The following is a 16,831-nucleotide window of genomic DNA, read 5'->3' as shown; positions in this document are numbered from 1 at the left end:
AAATATACTGTGAAGACTTAGAGCCTTCGTAGCTGGATTTGAAAAAATTCTTTAGGAAAGTGCTCCAGGCCACAGTTGTGGCTATAGGGTTCAGTTATCTAAAGCCCCGATTTATCGGGGTTTTTTGTTATCTGACTACAGAATAACTGGGCTTTACGCCCTTTTTTTATGTCTTGGGGGTGGGCTTGTCCACATTAGAGCAAAAATTAACAGAGATGATTACTGCACCGGTCGAAGCACTGGGCTACGAACTGGTCGGCATCGAATTCGTTCGCGGCCGTACATCGACGCTGCGCATCTATATTGATAGTGAAGATGGCATCAATGTTGATGATTGTGCTGATGTCAGCCACCAGGTGAGTGCGGTTCTTGATGTTGAAGACCCAATTACCGTTGCGTACAACCTGGAAGTTTCCTCACCTGGCCTCGATCGCCCGATGTTCACGGCCGAGCACTATGTGCGCTTTACCGGTGAAGAAGTGGCTCTCGTTCTGCGTATGGCCGTACAGAACCGCCGTAAATGGCAGGGAATTATCAAAGCCGTTGATGGTGAAATGATCACGGTGACAGTCGAAGGCAAAGATGAAGTGTTCGCGCTGAGTAATATCCAGAAGGCGAACCTGGTTCCCCACTTTTAACAGTCTGGATTGAGGTGAAAAGCCCGCGATGAACAAAGAAATTTTGGCTGTTGTTGAAGCCGTCTCCAACGAGAAATCACTGCCGCGTGAGAAGATTTTTGAAGCGCTGGAAAGTGCACTGGCTACAGCAACCAAGAAAAAATACGAACAAGAGATCGATGTTCGCGTAGAAATCGATCGTAAAAGCGGTGACTTCGATACATTCCGTCGTTGGGTAATCGTTGAAGAAGTGACCCAGCCGACCAAAGAGATCACGCTGGAAGCTGCCCGTTTTGAAGACGAAAGTCTGAACGTGGGTGACTACGTTGAAGATCAGATTGAATCTGTGACCTTCGACCGTATCACCACCCAGACCGCTAAACAGGTTATCGTGCAGAAAGTGCGCGAAGCCGAGCGCGCGCTGGTTGTCGATCAGTTCCGCGATCAGGAAGGCGAAATCATCACCGGTGTGGTGAAGAAAGTGAACCGCGACAACATCTCCCTGGAGATCAAATCCGAAGGGTTGCCGGGTAACGCTGAAGCCGTGATCCTGCGTGAAGATATGCTGCCGCGTGAAAACTTCCGCCCAGGCGACCGTATTCGCGGTGTTCTGTACGCCGTTCGCCCTGAAGCGCGTGGTGCACAGCTCTTCGTGACCCGTTCTAAACCTGAAATGCTGGTAGAACTGTTCCGTATCGAAGTACCGGAAATCGGTGAAGAAGTTATTGAGATTAAAGCGGCGGCTCGCGATCCGGGCTCCCGTGCGAAAATTGCGGTGAAAACCAACGACAAGCGTATCGACCCGGTCGGTGCTTGCGTCGGTATGCGCGGTGCGCGTGTCCAGGCAGTTTCTACTGAGCTGGGCGGCGAACGTATTGATATCGTTCTGTGGGATGACAACCCGGCGCAGTTCGTGATCAACGCAATGGCTCCGGCTGATGTGGCGTCTATCGTTGTTGACGAAGACAAACACACCATGGATATCGCTGTTGAAGCGGGCAACCTGGCGCAGGCAATCGGCCGTAACGGCCAGAACGTACGCCTGGCGTCACAGCTGAGCGGCTGGGAACTCAACGTCATGACCGTTGATGACCTGCAGGCTAAGCATCAGGCTGAAGCCCATGCGGCGATCGATACCTTCACGAAATACCTGGATATTGACGAAGACTTCGCCACTGTTCTGGTTGAAGAAGGTTTCTCTACGCTGGAAGAACTGGCCTATGTGCCAATGAAAGAGCTGCTGGAAATTGACGGTCTGGATGAACCAACCGTTGAAGCCCTGCGTGAACGCGCTAAAAACGCACTGACCACCCTGGCACTGGCTCAGGAAGAAAGCCTTGGCGATAAGAAGCCGGCTGATGACCTGCTGAATCTGGAAGGTCTTGATCGTGCGATTGCGTTCAAGCTGGCTGCCCGTGGTGTTTGTACGCTGGAAGATCTCGCTGAGCAAGGCGTTGATGACCTGGCTGATATCGAAGGTTTAACCGACGAGAAAGCCGGCGAGCTCATCATGGCCGCACGTAATATTTGCTGGTTCGGCGACGAAGCGTAATAAACTGTAGCAGGAAGGAACAGCATGACTGATGTAACTGTAAAATCGCTGGCTGCTGAGATTCAGACCTCCGTGGACCGCCTGGTACAGCAATTTGCTGATGCAGGGATCCCGAAGTCCGCTGATGACTCGGTGACCGCGCAAGAAAAACAAACCTTGTTAACGCACCTGAACCGTGAACACGGCTCTACGCCTGACAAGTTAACGCTGCAGCGCAAAACGCGTAGCACGTTAAACATCCCTGGTACCGGTGGCAAAAGCAAATCGGTACAAATTGAAGTCCGCAAGACGCGCACCTTTGTAAAACGTGATCCGCAAGAGGCAGAACGCCTTGCCGCGGAAGAGCAGGCACAGCGTGAAGCGGAAGAACAAGCTCAGCGTGAGGCGGAAGCAGCCGCCAAACGTGAAGCAGAATTAAAAGCTGAACGTGAGGCCGCAGAAAAAGCGAAACGCGACGCAAGTGATAAAGTGAAGCGTGACGCTGCGGAAAAAGACAAAGTGAGCAATCAACAGACAGACGAAATGACCAAAACCGCCCAGGCTGAAAAAGCCCGCCGTGAAAATGAAGCTGCCGAGCTGAAGCGTAAAGCGGAAGAAGAAGCCCGCCGTAAGCTGGAAGAAGAAGCTCGCCGCGTCGCCGAAGAAGCGCGTCGTATGGCTGAAGAAAATGAGAAGAACGGTGTTGATACCGCTGAGCAGTCTGAAGACACCAGCGACTATCACGTGACCACTTCTCAGCACGCACGTCAGGCTGAAGATGATAACGACCGTGAAGTAGAAGGCGGCCGTGGCCGTGGTCGTAATGCAAAAGCAGCGCGTCCGGCGAAAAAAGGTAACAAGCACGCTGAATCCAAAGCTGACCGTGAAGAAGCACGCGCGGCTGTTCGCGGTGGTAAAGGCGGCAAGCGTAAAGGTTCCGCTCTGCAGCAGGGCTTCCAGAAGCCGGCTCAGGCCGTTAACCGTGACGTTGTGATCGGCGAAACCATTACCGTTGGCGAACTGGCGAACAAGATGGCGGTTAAAGGCTCTCAGGTCATCAAAGCGATGATGAAGCTGGGCGCGATGGCAACCATCAACCAGGTGATCGATCAGGAAACTGCACAGCTGGTTGCGGAAGAGATGGGCCACAAAGTTATCCTGCGTCGTGAAAACGAGCTGGAAGAAGCAGTAATGAGCGACCGTGACACAGGTGCTGCGGCAGAACCGCGCGCACCGGTAGTGACCATCATGGGTCACGTTGACCACGGTAAGACCTCTCTGCTTGACTACATTCGCTCTACCAAGGTTGCCTCTGGCGAAGCGGGTGGTATTACCCAGCACATCGGTGCATACCACGTAGAAACTGACAACGGTATGATCACCTTCCTGGATACCCCGGGCCACGCCGCGTTTACCTCTATGCGTGCTCGTGGTGCTCAGGCGACGGATATCGTTGTTCTGGTTGTTGCGGCGGACGACGGCGTCATGCCGCAGACCATCGAAGCTATCCAGCACGCGAAAGCAGCCGGTGTGCCGGTTGTGGTTGCCGTGAACAAGATCGATAAGCCAGAAGCGGATCCCGATCGTGTTAAAAACGAACTCTCCCAGTACGGTATCCTGCCGGAAGAGTGGGGCGGCGAAAGCCAGTTCGTACACGTGTCTGCGAAAGCGGGTACCGGTATCGACGAACTGCTGGACGCGATCCTGCTGCAGGCCGAAGTTCTGGAGCTGAAAGCCATCCGTAACGGTATGGCGAGCGGTGCGGTTATCGAATCCTTCCTGGATAAAGGACGTGGCCCGGTTGCTACCGTTCTGGTTCGTGAAGGTACGCTGCATAAAGGCGATATCGTTCTGTGCGGTTTCGAATACGGTCGCGTTCGTGCGATGCGTAACGAACTGGGTCAGGAAGTGCTGGAAGCGGGTCCGTCCATTCCTGTGGAAATCCTGGGTCTGTCCGGTGTTCCGGCTGCCGGTGACGAAGTGACCGTTGTGCGTGACGAGAAGAAAGCGCGTGAAGTGGCACTGTATCGTCAGGGCAAATTCCGTGAAGTTAAACTGGCTCGTCAGCAGAAATCTAAACTCGAGAACATGTTTGCCAACATGACCGAGGGCGAAGTTCACGAAGTGAACATTGTGCTGAAAGCCGACGTTCAGGGCTCTGTGGAAGCGATCTCCGACTCCTTGCTGAAACTGTCTACCGACGAAGTGAAAGTGAAGATCATCGGTTCTGGCGTAGGTGGTATCACCGAAACCGACGCAACCCTGGCTGCTGCGTCCAACGCTATCCTGGTTGGCTTCAACGTTCGTGCGGATGCGTCTGCGCGTAAAGTGATTGAATCCGAAAGTCTGGATCTGCGTTACTACTCCGTCATCTATAACCTGATCGACGAAGTGAAAGCAGCGATGAGCGGCATGCTGTCTCCTGAGCTGAAACAGCAGATCATCGGTCTGGCTGAAGTACGTGACGTGTTCAAATCACCGAAATTCGGTGCGATCGCTGGCTGTATGGTTACCGAAGGTAACATCAAGCGTCACAACCCAATCCGCGTACTGCGTGACAACGTGGTTATCTACGAAGGCGAGCTGGAATCCCTACGCCGCTTCAAAGATGACGTTAACGAAGTCCGTAACGGCATGGAATGTGGTATCGGCGTGAAGAACTACAACGACGTTCGCGTTGGCGATATGATCGAAGTGTTCGAGATCATCGAAATTCAGCGTACCATCGCTTAATTACCGATTGTAAGCCGGGATAGCCTCGCGCCACCCGGCAATAATTTCAAAAAGGGGCTTTAGCCCCTTTTTTGTCTGGAGAATTTATTATGGCGAAAGAATTTGGTCGCCCTCAGCGCGTAGCGCAGGAAATGCAGAAAGAGATCGCACTCATTCTGCAACGTGAAATCAAAGACCCACGCGTCGGCATGATGACCACCGTTTCCGGTGTGGAAATGTCCCGTGACCTGGCCTATGCCAAAGTATTTGTTACCTTCCTGAACGATCAGGACGAAGCCGCAGTGAAAAACGGCATCAAAGCGCTGCAGGAAGCGTCTGGTTTCATCCGCTCTCTGCTCGGTAAGGCGATGCGCCTGCGTATCGTGCCTGAACTGACCTTCTTCTACGACAACTCGCTGGTCGAAGGTATGCGTATGTCCAACCTGGTGACCAGCGTGGTTAAACATGACGATGAGCGTCGTGTTAACCCGGCGGACGACAGCAAGGAGGACTGATGAGTCGTCCTCGTCGTCGTGGTCGCGACGTGCATGGTGTGCTGCTGCTGGATAAACCCCAGGGCGCTTCCAGCAACGACGTGCTGCAGAAAGTTAAGCGTATTTTTAACGCCAACCGTGCGGGCCACACCGGCGCGCTCGACCCGCTGGCAACCGGCATGCTGCCGGTCTGTCTGGGAGAGGCGACAAAATTTTCCCAGTACCTGCTCGACTCCGATAAGCGTTACCGCGTTATCGCTAAGCTGGGCCAGCGCACGGATACCTCCGACGCGGATGGTCAGGTCGTGGAGGAGCGTCCGGTGACGTTCAGCGCGGAGCAGCTTGATGCGGCGCTGGAGAGCTTCCGTGGGGATACGATGCAGGTACCGTCGATGTATTCGGCGCTGAAGTATCAGGGGAAAAAACTCTACGAATATGCGCGCCAGGGCATTGAGGTCCCGCGTGAAGCCCGTCCGATTACCGTGTATGAGCTGCTCTTTATTCGCCACGAAGGCGATGAGCTGGAGCTGGAAGTGCACTGTTCGAAAGGGACCTATATTCGCACCATCATCGACGACCTCGGTGAAAAGCTGGGCTGTGGCGCGCATGTGATTTACCTGCGTCGTCTGGCGGTGAGCAAGTATCCGGTGGAGCGGATGGTGACCCTGGAACATTTGCGCGAGCTGGTTGAACAGGCGGAAGCGCAGGGGATCGCGCCGGCAGATTTGCTGGATCCGCTGCTGATGCCGATGGACAGTCCGGCTGCGGACTTCCCGGTTGTTAATCTTCCTTTAACATCGTCCGTTTACTTTAAGAACGGCAACCCGGTTCGTACGGCGGATGCACCGCTGGAAGGTCTGGTGCGCGTGACCGAAGGTGACGAAGGGAAATTCATCGGGATGGGCGAAATGGATGGCGAAGGGCGCGTTGCGCCGCGTCGTCTGGTCGTCGAATATCCGGTCGACGCGTGACGGTAATAACGGCTCACCTTGCGATAAGCAGGGGAGACGAGTAGAATATCGCCGCTTAACGCCTGGTAAATTGTTTAACAATCTGCGGGGCGTACATGGGATTGCTGAATTAGAGATCGGCATCCTTACATTCTTTATACTTTGGAGTTTGAAAATGTCTCTAAGCGTTGAAGCTAAAGCTAAAATCGTTTCTGAGTTTGGTCGTGGTACTAACGACAGCGGTTCTACCGAAGTTCAGGTTGCACTGCTGACTGCACAGATTAACCACCTGCAGGGTCACTTTGCAGAGCACAAAAAAGATCACCACAGCCGTCGTGGTCTGCTGCGTATGGTTTCTCAGCGTCGTAAACTGCTCGACTACCTGAAACGTAAAGATGTTGCACGCTACACCGCGCTGATCGAGCGTCTGGGTCTGCGTCGCTAATTCTTGCGAGTTTCAGAAAAGGGGGCCTGATGGCCCCTTTTTTCAAGCAGACGGCAGCAATTCACTGGAAACTATTGTATTGTTGCTATAAATGATCTTCATTGCAGAGGTTCGCGCGGCTAATGAGAGGCTTCACCCAGGGGGGTGTTGGTTGTCATTAGTCGCGAGGATGCGAAGAAGGTCGGGTCAAATCGACAGCACACCGGTGGTGTGCTGTCAAACATTTAAGAAAGGACAGAACTTTGCTGAATCCGATCGTTCGTAAATTCCAGTATGGTCAACATACCGTCACGCTGGAAACCGGCATGATGGCACGTCAGGCTACTGCTGCCGTTATGGTAAGCATGGATGACACCGCGGTATTCGTTACCGTTGTGGGCCAGAAAAAAGCTAAACCAGGTCAGGACTTCTTCCCGCTGACCGTTAACTACCAGGAGCGTACCTACGCTGCCGGTAAAATCCCGGGTGGCTTCTTCCGTCGTGAAGGCCGTCCAAGCGAAGGCGAAACCCTGATCGCGCGTCTGATTGACCGCCCGGTTCGTCCGCTGTTCCCGGAAGGCTTCGTTAACGAAGTACAGGTTATCGCGACCGTTGTTTCCGTTAACCCACAGGTTAACCCGGACATCGTGGCGATGATCGGTGCGTCCGCTGCCCTGTCACTGTCTGGTATTCCATTCAATGGCCCAATCGGTGCCGCGCGCGTCGGTTACATCAACGACCAGTACGTGCTGAACCCAACTCAGGAAGAGCTGAAAGAAAGTAAGCTGGACCTGGTGGTTGCGGGTACCGAAGCCGCTGTGCTGATGGTTGAATCCGAAGCAGAACTGCTGAGCGAAGACCAGATGCTGGGTGCTGTGGTCTTCGGCCATGACCAGCAGCAGGTTGTTATCCAGAACATCAACGATCTGGTGAAAGAAGCCGGTAAACCACGTTGGGACTGGCAGCCAGAAGCAGCTAACGACGCGCTGAATGCACGCGTTGCAGCTCTGGCAGAATCTCGTCTGAGCGATGCGTACCGCATCACTGACAAACAGGAGCGTTACGCTCAGGTTGACGTGATCAAGTCTGAAACTATCGCAACGCTGGTTGCTGAAGACGAAACGCTGGATGCTAACGAGCTGAGCGAAATTCTGCACGCTATCGAGAAAAACGTTGTTCGTAGCCGCGTTCTGGCAGGCGAGCCGCGTATCGATGGCCGTGAAAAAGACATGATCCGTGGTCTGGATGTGCGTACTGGCGTGCTGCCACGTACTCACGGTTCCGCGCTGTTCACCCGTGGCGAAACGCAGGCGCTGGTTACCGCGACCCTGGGTACGGCACGTGACGCACAGATCATCGACGAACTGATGGGCGAGCGTACTGACAGCTTCCTGTTCCACTACAACTTCCCTCCGTACTCCGTAGGCGAAACCGGTATGGTTGGCTCGCCGAAGCGTCGTGAAATTGGTCACGGTCGTCTGGCGAAGCGCGGCGTGCTGGCAGTCATGCCAGAAGCAGACAAATTCCCGTACACCGTACGTGTGGTGTCTGAAATCACTGAATCCAACGGTTCTTCTTCTATGGCTTCCGTGTGTGGTGCCTCTCTGGCGCTGATGGATGCAGGCGTGCCAATCAAAGCCGCCGTTGCGGGTATCGCAATGGGCCTGGTGAAAGAAGGCGACAACTATGTTGTTCTGTCTGACATTCTGGGCGACGAAGACCACCTGGGCGATATGGACTTCAAAGTGGCGGGTTCCCGCGACGGTATCTCTGCGCTGCAGATGGATATCAAAATTGAAGGTATCACCAAAGAGATCATGCAGGTTGCTCTGAACCAGGCTAAAGGTGCGCGTCTGCACATCCTGGGCGTGATGGAACAGGCTATCAACGCGCCACGTGGTGATATCTCTGAATTCGCACCGCGTATTCACACCATCAAGATCAATCCAGACAAGATCAAAGATGTTATCGGTAAGGGCGGTTCCGTAATCCGTGCCCTGACCGAAGAGACTGGCACCACCATCGAAATCGAAGATGACGGTACTGTGAAGATCGCAGCAACCGACGGCGAGAAAGCGAAATTCGCGATCCGTCGCATCGAAGAAATCACTGCAGAAATCGAAGTGGGCCGCGTCTATGCAGGTAAAGTGACCCGTATCGTTGACTTTGGCGCGTTCGTTGCCATCGGTGGCGGTAAAGAAGGTCTGGTTCACATCTCTCAGATCGCTGACAAGCGCGTTGAGAAAGTGACCGATTACCTGCAGATGGGTCAGGAAGTACCGGTTAAAGTTCTGGAAGTTGATCGCCAGGGCCGTATCCGTCTGAGCATTAAAGAAGCAACCGAGCAGTCTCAGCCAGCTGCTGCGCCAGAAGCACAGGCCGCAGAACAGCAAGGCGAGTAAGTTGCCATTTGCCCTCCGCTTTGCGGAGGGCCTATTATCAGGCAGGACGCCTTGTTAAGCCGCCGGGGGACAGGACGTTCATCCAATAGTTGTCTTCGGGAGTGGGAAATGAAGCCTTTTTTGCGCTGGTGTTTCGTTGCGACAGCTTTAACGCTGGCAGGATGCAGCAACTCTGCCTGGCGTAAGAGCGAAGTCCTCGCAGTGCCATTGCAACCGACTTTGCAGCAGGAAGTGATCCTGGCACGCATGGAACAAATACTTGCCAGTCGGGCTTTAACCGATGACGAACGCGCACAGCTTTTATATGAGCGCGGAGTGTTGTATGATAGTCTCGGTCTGAGGGCATTGGCGCGAAATGATTTTTCACAAGCGCTGGCTATCCGACCTGCTATGCCTGAAGTATTCAATTACTTAGGCATTTATTTAACGCAGGCAGGCAATTTTGATGCTGCCTATGAAGCGTTTGATTCTGTACTTGAGCTTGATCCAACTTACAACTACGCGCACTTGAATCGCGGTATCGCTTTGTATTACGGCGGTCGTGACAAGTTAGCGCAAGATGATCTGCTGGCGTTTTATCAAGACGATCCTAATGATCCTTTCCGTAGCCTGTGGCTTTACATCGTTGAGCGGAAGCTCGATGAGAAGCAGGCAAAAGAGGCACTGAAACAGCGCTTCGATAAATCGGACAAGGAACAGTGGGGATGGAACATTGTCGAGTTCTACCTGGGCAACATTAGCGAAGCAACGCTGATGGAACGCCTCAAGGCGGACGCAACGGATAACACCTCGCTCGCTGAGCATCTCAGTGAAACCAACTTCTATTTAGGTAAGTACTACCTAAGTCTGGGGGATAAGGACAGCGCTACGGCACTGTTCAAATTAGCGGTTGCTAACAACGTACACAACTTCGTTGAGCACCGTTATGCATTGTTGGAATTATCGCTCTTGGGCCAGGAGCAAGACGACCTGGCAGAATCGGACCAGCAATAGCTGACGACATAAACATCAGCCCGTAATCTTTTGATTGCCATCACCTTAACTGGTGAGGGCGTTGTTGTTCGTCAATACACCTACTTTGAGCCGGTTCACACTTTTCAATGAAAATTGCTAATCATTTTCACGATGAGCTAAGTAGACTGGCCGCCATTGACATTGAGGCACTCGTACTACATGGCTGAATTCGAAACCACTTTTGCAGATCTGGGCCTGAAGGCTCCTATCCTTGAAGCCCTTAACGATCTGGGTTACGAAAAACCATCTCCGATCCAGGCTGAGTGTATCCCACACCTGCTTTCTGGTCGTGACGTGCTGGGCATGGCCCAGACTGGTAGCGGTAAAACTGCAGCGTTCTCGCTGCCGCTGCTGAACAACATTGATCCGGACCTGCGTGCACCGCAGATCCTCGTTCTGGCTCCAACCCGTGAACTGGCTGTTCAGGTTGCAGAAGCCATGACGGAATTCTCTAAACATATGCGCGGCGTAAACGTGGTTGCCCTGTACGGCGGCCAGCGTTATGACGTGCAGTTACGCGCCCTGCGCCAGGGCCCACAGATTGTTGTCGGTACGCCGGGCCGTCTGCTGGATCACCTGAAGCGCGGTACCCTGGACCTCTCTAAACTGAGCGGTCTGGTACTGGATGAAGCAGATGAAATGCTGCGTATGGGCTTCATCGAAGACGTTGAAACCATTATGGCGCAGATCCCGGACGGTCATCAGACCGCGCTGTTCTCTGCAACCATGCCGGAAGCTATCCGTCGCATTACCCGCCGCTTCATGAAAGAGCCGCAGGAAGTGCGTATTCAGTCCAGCGTAACCACTCGCCCGGACATCAGCCAGAGCTACTGGTCTGTGTACGGCATGCGTAAAAACGAAGCGCTGGTACGTTTCCTGGAAGCGGAAGATTTTGATGCGGCGATTATCTTCGTTCGTACCAAAAACGCGACCCTGGAAGTGGCTGAAGCCCTGGAGCGTAGCGGCTACAACAGCGCAGCGCTGAACGGTGACATGAACCAGGCCCTGCGTGAGCAGACTCTGGAGCGTCTGAAAGACGGTCGTCTGGATATCCTGATTGCAACCGACGTGGCAGCACGTGGTCTGGACGTTGAGCGTATCAGCCTGGTTGTTAACTACGACATCCCGATGGATTCCGAGTCTTACGTTCACCGTATCGGCCGTACCGGTCGTGCGGGTCGTGCTGGCCGTGCGCTGCTGTTCGTTGAGAACCGCGAGCGTCGTCTGCTGCGTAACATCGAACGCACCATGAAGCTGACCATTCCAGAAGCGGACCTGCCAAACGCAGAGCTGCTGGGCAAACGCCGTCTGGAAAAATTCGCCGCCAAAGTACAGCAGCAGCTGGAAAGCAGCGATTTGGATCAGTACCGCGCGCTGCTGTCACAGATTCAGCCTGTTGCTGAAGGCGAAGAGCTGGACATGGAAACCCTGGCTGCAGCACTGCTGAAAATGGCTCAGGGCGAACGTAGCCTGATCGTGCCACCAGATGCGCCGATGCGTCCTAAGCGTGAATTCCGTGACCGTGACGATCGCTTCGAACGTCGTGGCGACCGTAACGATCGTGGCCCACGTGGTGACCGTCCAGAGCGTGGTGGTGAAGACCGTCCACGTCGTGAACGTCGCGACGCAGGTGACATGGAACTGTACCGCATTGAAGTGGGTCGTGATGATGGCGTTGAAGTTCGTCACATCGTTGGCGCGATCGCTAACGAAGGCGACATCAGCAGCCGTTACATCGGTAACATCAAGCTGTTCGCCTCCCACTCTACCATCGAGCTGCCGAAAGGCATGCCGGGTGAAGTACTGCAGCACTTTACGCGTACCCGCATCCTGAACAAGCCGATGAACATGCAGCTGCTGGGCGATGCACAGCCACGTCCTGACCGTGGCGGCGAACGCCGTGGTGGTGGTCGCGGTTTCGGCGGCGAGCGTCGTGAAGGCGGTCGCAGCGAAGGTCGCGGTGGTGAAGGTCGTCGTTTCTCCGGCGAGCGCCGCGAAAGCCGTGGTCCACGTCGTGAAGAAGGCACCAGCCGTCGTCGTTTCGGTGACGCGTAAGCCTTACGCTTCTGACGTAAAGTAAAATATACAGCCCCGATACATGCTATCGGGGCTTTTTTTATTCCCTTTGTACTCTTGTACTGGTACAGTGCGTCACATTAAAATGCAGAACCGCATGATTGACTGGAGAAAAGGCTGTATGGCGACACTAACCACCACCCAAACGTCACCTTCGCTGCTTGGCGGCGTGGTGATCATCGGCGGAACCATTATAGGTGCCGGGATGTTCTCCCTGCCCGTGGTCATGTCCGGTGCGTGGTTCTTCTGGTCGCTGGCCGCGCTGGTTTTTACCTGGTTCTGTATGCTTCATTCCGGGCTGATGATCCTCGAAGCCAACCTGAACTACCGCATTGGCGCGAGCTTCGACACCATCACCAAAGACCTGCTGGGCAAAGGCTGGAACCTGGTGAACGGTCTGTCCATTGCCTTTGTGCTCTATATCCTGACCTACGCATATATTTCGGCGAGCGGTTCGATTCTGCATCACACCTTCTCTGAGATGTCGCTGAACGTTCCGGCGCGTCTGGCCGGGCTGGGTTTTGCACTGGGCGTGGCGTTTATCGTCTGGATGAGTACCAAAGCGGTAAGCCGGATGACGGCAATCGTACTGGGCGCGAAGGTCATCACCTTCTTCCTGACCTTCGGCAGCCTGCTGGGGCACGTGACGCCCGCCACGCTGTTTAACGTTGCCGAAGTGAATACCTCCTATACGCCGTACTTGCTGATGACGCTGCCTTTCTGTCTGGCGTCGTTCGGCTACCACGGCAACGTGCCGAGCCTGATGAAGTACTACGGCAAAGATCCGCGCACCATTGTGAAGTGTCTGGTCTACGGCACGCTGCTGGCGCTGGCGCTGTACGTCATCTGGCTGCTCGGAACGATGGGCAACATCCCGCGCCCGGAATTTATCGGTATTGCGCAGAAGGGCGGTAACATTGACGTGCTGGTGCAGGCGCTGAGCGGCGTGCTGAACAGCCGCAGCTTGGATCTGCTGCTGGTTATCTTCTCTAACTTTGCGGTGGCGAGCTCTTTCCTCGGCGTGACGCTGGGCCTGTTTGACTACCTGGCGGATCTGTTCGGCTTTGATGATTCTGCGATGGGGCGTTTTAAAACCGCGCTGCTGACCTTCCTGCCGCCGATTGTGGGCGGCCTGCTGTGGCCGAACGGCTTCCTGTACGCCATCGGCTATGCCGGACTGGCGGCAACCATCTGGGCGGCAATAGTGCCCGCGCTGCTGGCGCGTAAATCACGTAAACGCTTCGGTAGCCCGAAATTCCGCGTCTGGGGCGGTAAGCCGATGATTGCGCTGATCCTGGTGTTCGGCGCGGGCAATGCCCTGGTACACGTGCTGTCGAGTTTTAATCTGTTGCCGGTGTACCAGTAAACATTTTGTGCCGGATGGCGGCTACGCCTTATCCGGCCTACGCGTCCCCGTAGGCCTGGTAAGCGAAGCGCCACCTGGCAAAAAGGCTACCCCACCAACTCCTCCTTCACCTGCATGGCCAAATCAAACGAGTGCAAACGCGCCTGGTGATCGAAAATCTGGCCGTTAACCATAATTTCATCCGCCTGCGTTTCACGCAGCACCGCCTCCAGCCCGTGACGCACTTTCGCTTTATCGCCAACTAGCGACATGCTCAGCGCCTGTTGAACGCCATACTGCTCTGAAGCTGACCACAGCTGATGCATATTCTCCACTGGCGGCGGAAGCTGGCCCGTCTCCCCGCGACGCAGCTTTACAAACGCCTGCTGCATGGAGGTGAACAGGAATTCCGCGTCGCGATTGCTGTCGGCAGCAATGATGTTGATACACACCATCGCGTACGGTTTCTCCAGACGCTCGGACGGTTTGAAGTGCGTACGGTAAAGATGCAGCGCCTGATGCAACATATCCGGCGCGAAATGGGAGGCAAACGCAAACGGCAGCCCCAGCTGTGCGGCGAGCTGCGCGCTGTAGAGGCTTGAGCCCAACAGCCATACCGGGATCTTCTCGCCGTAACCAGGTACCGGGCGCACGTGCGGGTTCGGGTCACGTGCGTCGAACCAGTCCACCAGTTCGGCCACGTCGCGCGGGAAGTTATCAATATCGCCGCTCATATGGCGACGCAGGGCGCGCATGGTCGGCTGATCGCTGCCCGGCGCACGGCCAAGCCCTAAATCGATACGGCCCGGATAGAGGGTATTCAGCGTGCCGAACTGCTCGGCGATCACCAGCGGGGCGTGGTTCGGCAGCATCACGCCGCCGGAGCCCAGGTGCAGCGTGGTGGTATTTGCCGCCAGATAACCAATCAGTACCGAGGTGGCGGCGCTGGCAATGCCCACCATGTTGTGGTGTTCGGCCAGCCAGTAGCGGTGATAGCCACGCTTTTCGGCCAGCTGAGCCAGATCCAGAGAGTGCGAAAAGGCTTCTCTCGCCGAGGAGCCTTGTGGGATCGGCGCCAGATCCAGCACCGAAAACGGAAGGGTTTTGTCAGTCATAACAGCTCACTTTGTCGACGGTGAATCTTTAATACTGCATTAAAAAATGATAACCGTTGTTAACAAAGTGAGCCTTTTTTTAGGCCTGAAGTTCCAGCCCGGCCAGACGCTTCCAGTAGCCGTTACAGTCGCTGTTCGCCGTCAGCGGCAGCGGAGCGGCACCGTTTTCGTTAGCGCGGAAGGCGTCCAGCATCGCGAACACGCCGGTATCGAGCGGCGACAGACGCACCATATCTACCAGCCCGTCCATCGACGCCAGCTCGTTGCCGAGGTTATAGACATAGCCGCTCATGGTCTGAATACCGTTGAGAACAAACACCTGCTGGTTCTCCTGCGACAGCATGCTGCGCCCGTTTGGGTACTTAATGCAGCAGGTTTCGCACTCGTCTTTCGGACGGTCTTCCGAGCGTGCGGTAAAGCAGCGGGCGGAATAGGCCAGCGGCAGATGCCCGTAGCTCAGCACTTCCACTTCAAACTTGTTGCGAATGTCCAGCTCTTCGCACTGCGTGAGCAGGTTTGCCAGCCAGTCGCGGGAGAGTTCAACCGGCATGCACCAGCGCGTCATGCCCTGTTTGAGCAGCAGGCGAAGGGTCACGGCGTTGTAGCAGTTCAGGGCATGGCCCGCGACAAACGGCAGCTTGCGTTCGGCGCACATGTTCACCACGCCCAGATCGCTCGCTTCCAGCAGGAACTCGCCGTTCTCTACGTAGCGTTTCAGCTCGCCCAGTTCGGAAGAGGCCTGCACCAGCGCGAGCGTGGAGAGCACCACCTGCTTGCCGCTGCCGGCCAGGCTTTTCGCCATCTCCAGCCAGTCGCCCACTTTGGTGGCGCGGCGCTTGCTGCACACCGCCTCGCCGAGGTAAATCACATCGGCGCTGCTGGTGGCGGCCTGTTGGTAAAAATCTTCCAGCGTCTCTTTTGGCCAGTAGTAGAGCACCGGCCCTAATGAATATTTCATGATTTTCTCACTGCCATTTACGGTGATACGCGCCCAGCGTGGTTTGCGTGCCTTCGGACATCGATCCGAGCGTCTCCATCCAGGCCTGCTGCGGAGCGTAGTTCTGCGGGTCCGCCATGCAGCGGTCGATGGCCTGACGCCACACTTTCGCCACCTGGCTCACGTAGGCCGGGCTACGCTGGCGACCTTCGATTTTCACCGAGGCAATATTGGCCGCCAGCAGTTCCGGCAGCAGCTCCAGCGTGTTGAGGCTGGTCGGCTCCTCCAGCGCGTGATAGCGCTCGCCGTCGACCAGATAGCGGCCTTTACACAGGGTGGGATAACCGGCGTTTTCACCGTCCTGATAGCGGTCGATCAGCACCTCATTCAGGCGGGATTCCAGCCCCTGCGGCGTTTGCTGCCAGCGGACAAAGCGGGCAGGGGAGCAGGCCCCGACAGTATTTGGCGACTCCCCGGTCAGATACGAGGAAAGATAGCAACGGCCTTCGGCCATAATGCACAGGCTGCCAAAGGCAAAAACTTCCAGCGGCACTGGCGTGACGCGTGCGAGTTGCTTAACCTGATGAATAGAGAGCACGCGCGGCAGCACCACGCGGGCCACGTCAAAGTTTCGGTGATAAAAACGCACGGCCTCTTCGTTGGTGGCAGATGCCTGAACAGAGACGTGGCGCTCAATATGGGGATAGCGTTCTGCCGCATACTCAAGCATGGCGAGGTCGGCCAGAATCAGCGCATCGGCACCCAGTTGTGCCGCCATATCCACCGCGCGCTGCCAGCGGGCGTACCCGTCAGGATGAGCAAAGGTATTGATGGCGATATGCAGCTTGCGGCGGTGCTGGTGAACGAAGTTAACGGCTTCCTGAAGCTTTTTCTCCGTAAAGTTAAGGCCAGCAAAATGGCGGGCATTGGTGTCATCTTTTAGCCCGATATAGACCGCATCGGCCCCATTTTCGATGGCCGCCTTAAGCGCCGGAAGGTTTCCGGCAGGGCAGAGCAGCTCCATAATTTATCCTGATGTTATCGATCGCAAAAATGTTAACGAGCTGGGATTTTAATTAACCCATACGCGACAATTTTTGATTTAAGGCAGCTAATGGCGTATTGATGGCACCAATAATGAGGTTGTCCGGACGACGGTTTGTTGATTTACGCCGCTATGTTGTGCGTCGGATATGGCAAAATAGCAGGACTAT

The 16,831-nt window shown here is 55.2% G+C and carries 14 protein-coding genes; 11 read left to right on the top strand and 3 right to left on the bottom strand.

Annotation, left to right across the window (positions count from 1 at the left end; translation table 11 throughout):
- Positions 1-185 precede the first annotated feature (185 nt).
- The 11 genes from rimP to mtr all read left to right on the top strand — a co-directional run bounded on the left by rimP (position 186) and on the right by mtr (position 13,586).
- Positions 186-638 (top strand): ribosome maturation factor RimP, encoded by a 453-nt coding sequence (gene rimP / locus ACMGGQ_RS18380; RefSeq protein ID WP_014833432.1) that lies wholly within the window; start codon positions 186-188, stop codon positions 636-638.
- Between the two features lie 28 nt (positions 639-666).
- Positions 667-2,169 carry a transcription termination factor NusA gene (gene nusA, locus ACMGGQ_RS18375; protein WP_003861798.1) on the top strand — a complete coding sequence of 501 codons (1,503 nt, stop codon included), beginning with the start codon at positions 667-669 and terminating at the stop codon, positions 2,167-2,169.
- 24 nt (positions 2,170-2,193) lie between these two features.
- Positions 2,194-4,881, top strand: coding sequence for a translation initiation factor IF-2 (infB, locus tag ACMGGQ_RS18370; protein ID WP_045910098.1), 2,688 nt, complete (start codon positions 2,194-2,196; stop codon positions 4,879-4,881).
- An 89-nt stretch (positions 4,882-4,970) separates the two neighbouring features.
- Complete coding sequence (gene rbfA / locus ACMGGQ_RS18365; RefSeq protein ID WP_003024988.1) at positions 4,971-5,375, top strand: 30S ribosome-binding factor RbfA; 405 nt, start codon at positions 4,971-4,973, stop codon at positions 5,373-5,375.
- Positions 5,375-6,325, top strand: coding sequence for a tRNA pseudouridine(55) synthase TruB (gene truB / locus ACMGGQ_RS18360; protein WP_229226344.1), 951 nt, complete (start codon positions 5,375-5,377; stop codon positions 6,323-6,325). The genes rbfA and truB overlap by 1 nt, the downstream gene beginning before the upstream one ends.
- Before the next feature lie 154 nt (positions 6,326-6,479).
- Positions 6,480-6,749 carry a 30S ribosomal protein S15 gene (gene rpsO / locus ACMGGQ_RS18355; protein WP_003861789.1) on the top strand — a complete coding sequence of 90 codons (270 nt, stop codon included), beginning with the start codon at positions 6,480-6,482 and terminating at the stop codon, positions 6,747-6,749.
- 242 nt (positions 6,750-6,991) lie between these two features.
- Positions 6,992-9,130: a polyribonucleotide nucleotidyltransferase gene (gene pnp / locus ACMGGQ_RS18350; protein WP_045910096.1), complete on the top strand. Its 2,139-nt coding sequence runs from the start codon at positions 6,992-6,994 to the stop codon at positions 9,128-9,130.
- Between the two features lie 108 nt (positions 9,131-9,238).
- The gene (nlpI, locus tag ACMGGQ_RS18345) at positions 9,239-10,123 is read left to right on the top strand and encodes a lipoprotein NlpI (RefSeq protein ID WP_420290386.1); all 885 of its coding nucleotides are present in this window, start codon (positions 9,239-9,241) and stop codon (positions 10,121-10,123) included.
- Positions 10,124-10,230: 107 nt separating this feature from the next.
- On the top strand, positions 10,231-10,311 hold the full coding sequence (yrbN, locus tag ACMGGQ_RS18340) for a protein YrbN (protein ID WP_100122156.1): 81 nt from the start codon (positions 10,231-10,233) through the stop codon (positions 10,309-10,311).
- Positions 10,304-12,199 carry a DEAD/DEAH family ATP-dependent RNA helicase gene (locus ACMGGQ_RS18335; protein ID WP_048028855.1) on the top strand — a complete coding sequence of 632 codons (1,896 nt, stop codon included), beginning with the start codon at positions 10,304-10,306 and terminating at the stop codon, positions 12,197-12,199. Before yrbN ends, ACMGGQ_RS18335 begins: the two co-directional genes overlap by 8 nt.
- 142 nt (positions 12,200-12,341) lie before the next feature.
- Positions 12,342-13,586, top strand: a complete 1,245-nt coding sequence (gene mtr / locus ACMGGQ_RS18330; protein ID WP_196346511.1) for a tryptophan permease — start codon at positions 12,342-12,344, stop codon at positions 13,584-13,586.
- Between the two features lie 86 nt (positions 13,587-13,672).
- On the opposite strand, the gene ACMGGQ_RS18325 is transcribed toward mtr, so the two are convergent.
- The 3 genes from ACMGGQ_RS18325 to ubiU all read right to left on the bottom strand — a co-directional run bounded on the left by ACMGGQ_RS18325 (position 13,673) and on the right by ubiU (position 16,641).
- A complete protein-coding gene (locus tag ACMGGQ_RS18325) occupies positions 13,673-14,680 on the bottom strand; it encodes a luciferase-like monooxygenase (protein WP_023326163.1) in 1,008 nt (335 codons plus the stop codon).
- 79 nt (positions 14,681-14,759) lie between these two features.
- On the bottom strand, positions 14,760-15,638 hold the full coding sequence (locus ACMGGQ_RS18320) for a U32 family peptidase (protein WP_111967404.1): 879 nt from the start codon (positions 15,636-15,638) through the stop codon (positions 14,760-14,762).
- A 7-nt stretch (positions 15,639-15,645) separates the two neighbouring features.
- Complete coding sequence (ubiU, locus tag ACMGGQ_RS18315) at positions 15,646-16,641, bottom strand: ubiquinone anaerobic biosynthesis protein UbiU (protein ID WP_021242249.1); 996 nt, start codon at positions 16,639-16,641, stop codon at positions 15,646-15,648.
- Positions 16,642-16,831 lie beyond the last annotated feature (190 nt).

Source organism: Enterobacter sp. BNK-13, from assembly GCF_048685015.1.
GTDB classification, from domain to species: Bacteria; Pseudomonadota; Gammaproteobacteria; order Enterobacterales; family Enterobacteriaceae; genus Enterobacter; species Enterobacter quasiroggenkampii.
Note: the sequence above shows the minus strand (reverse complement) of the source record. Positions and strands in the feature narration are given on the sequence as shown.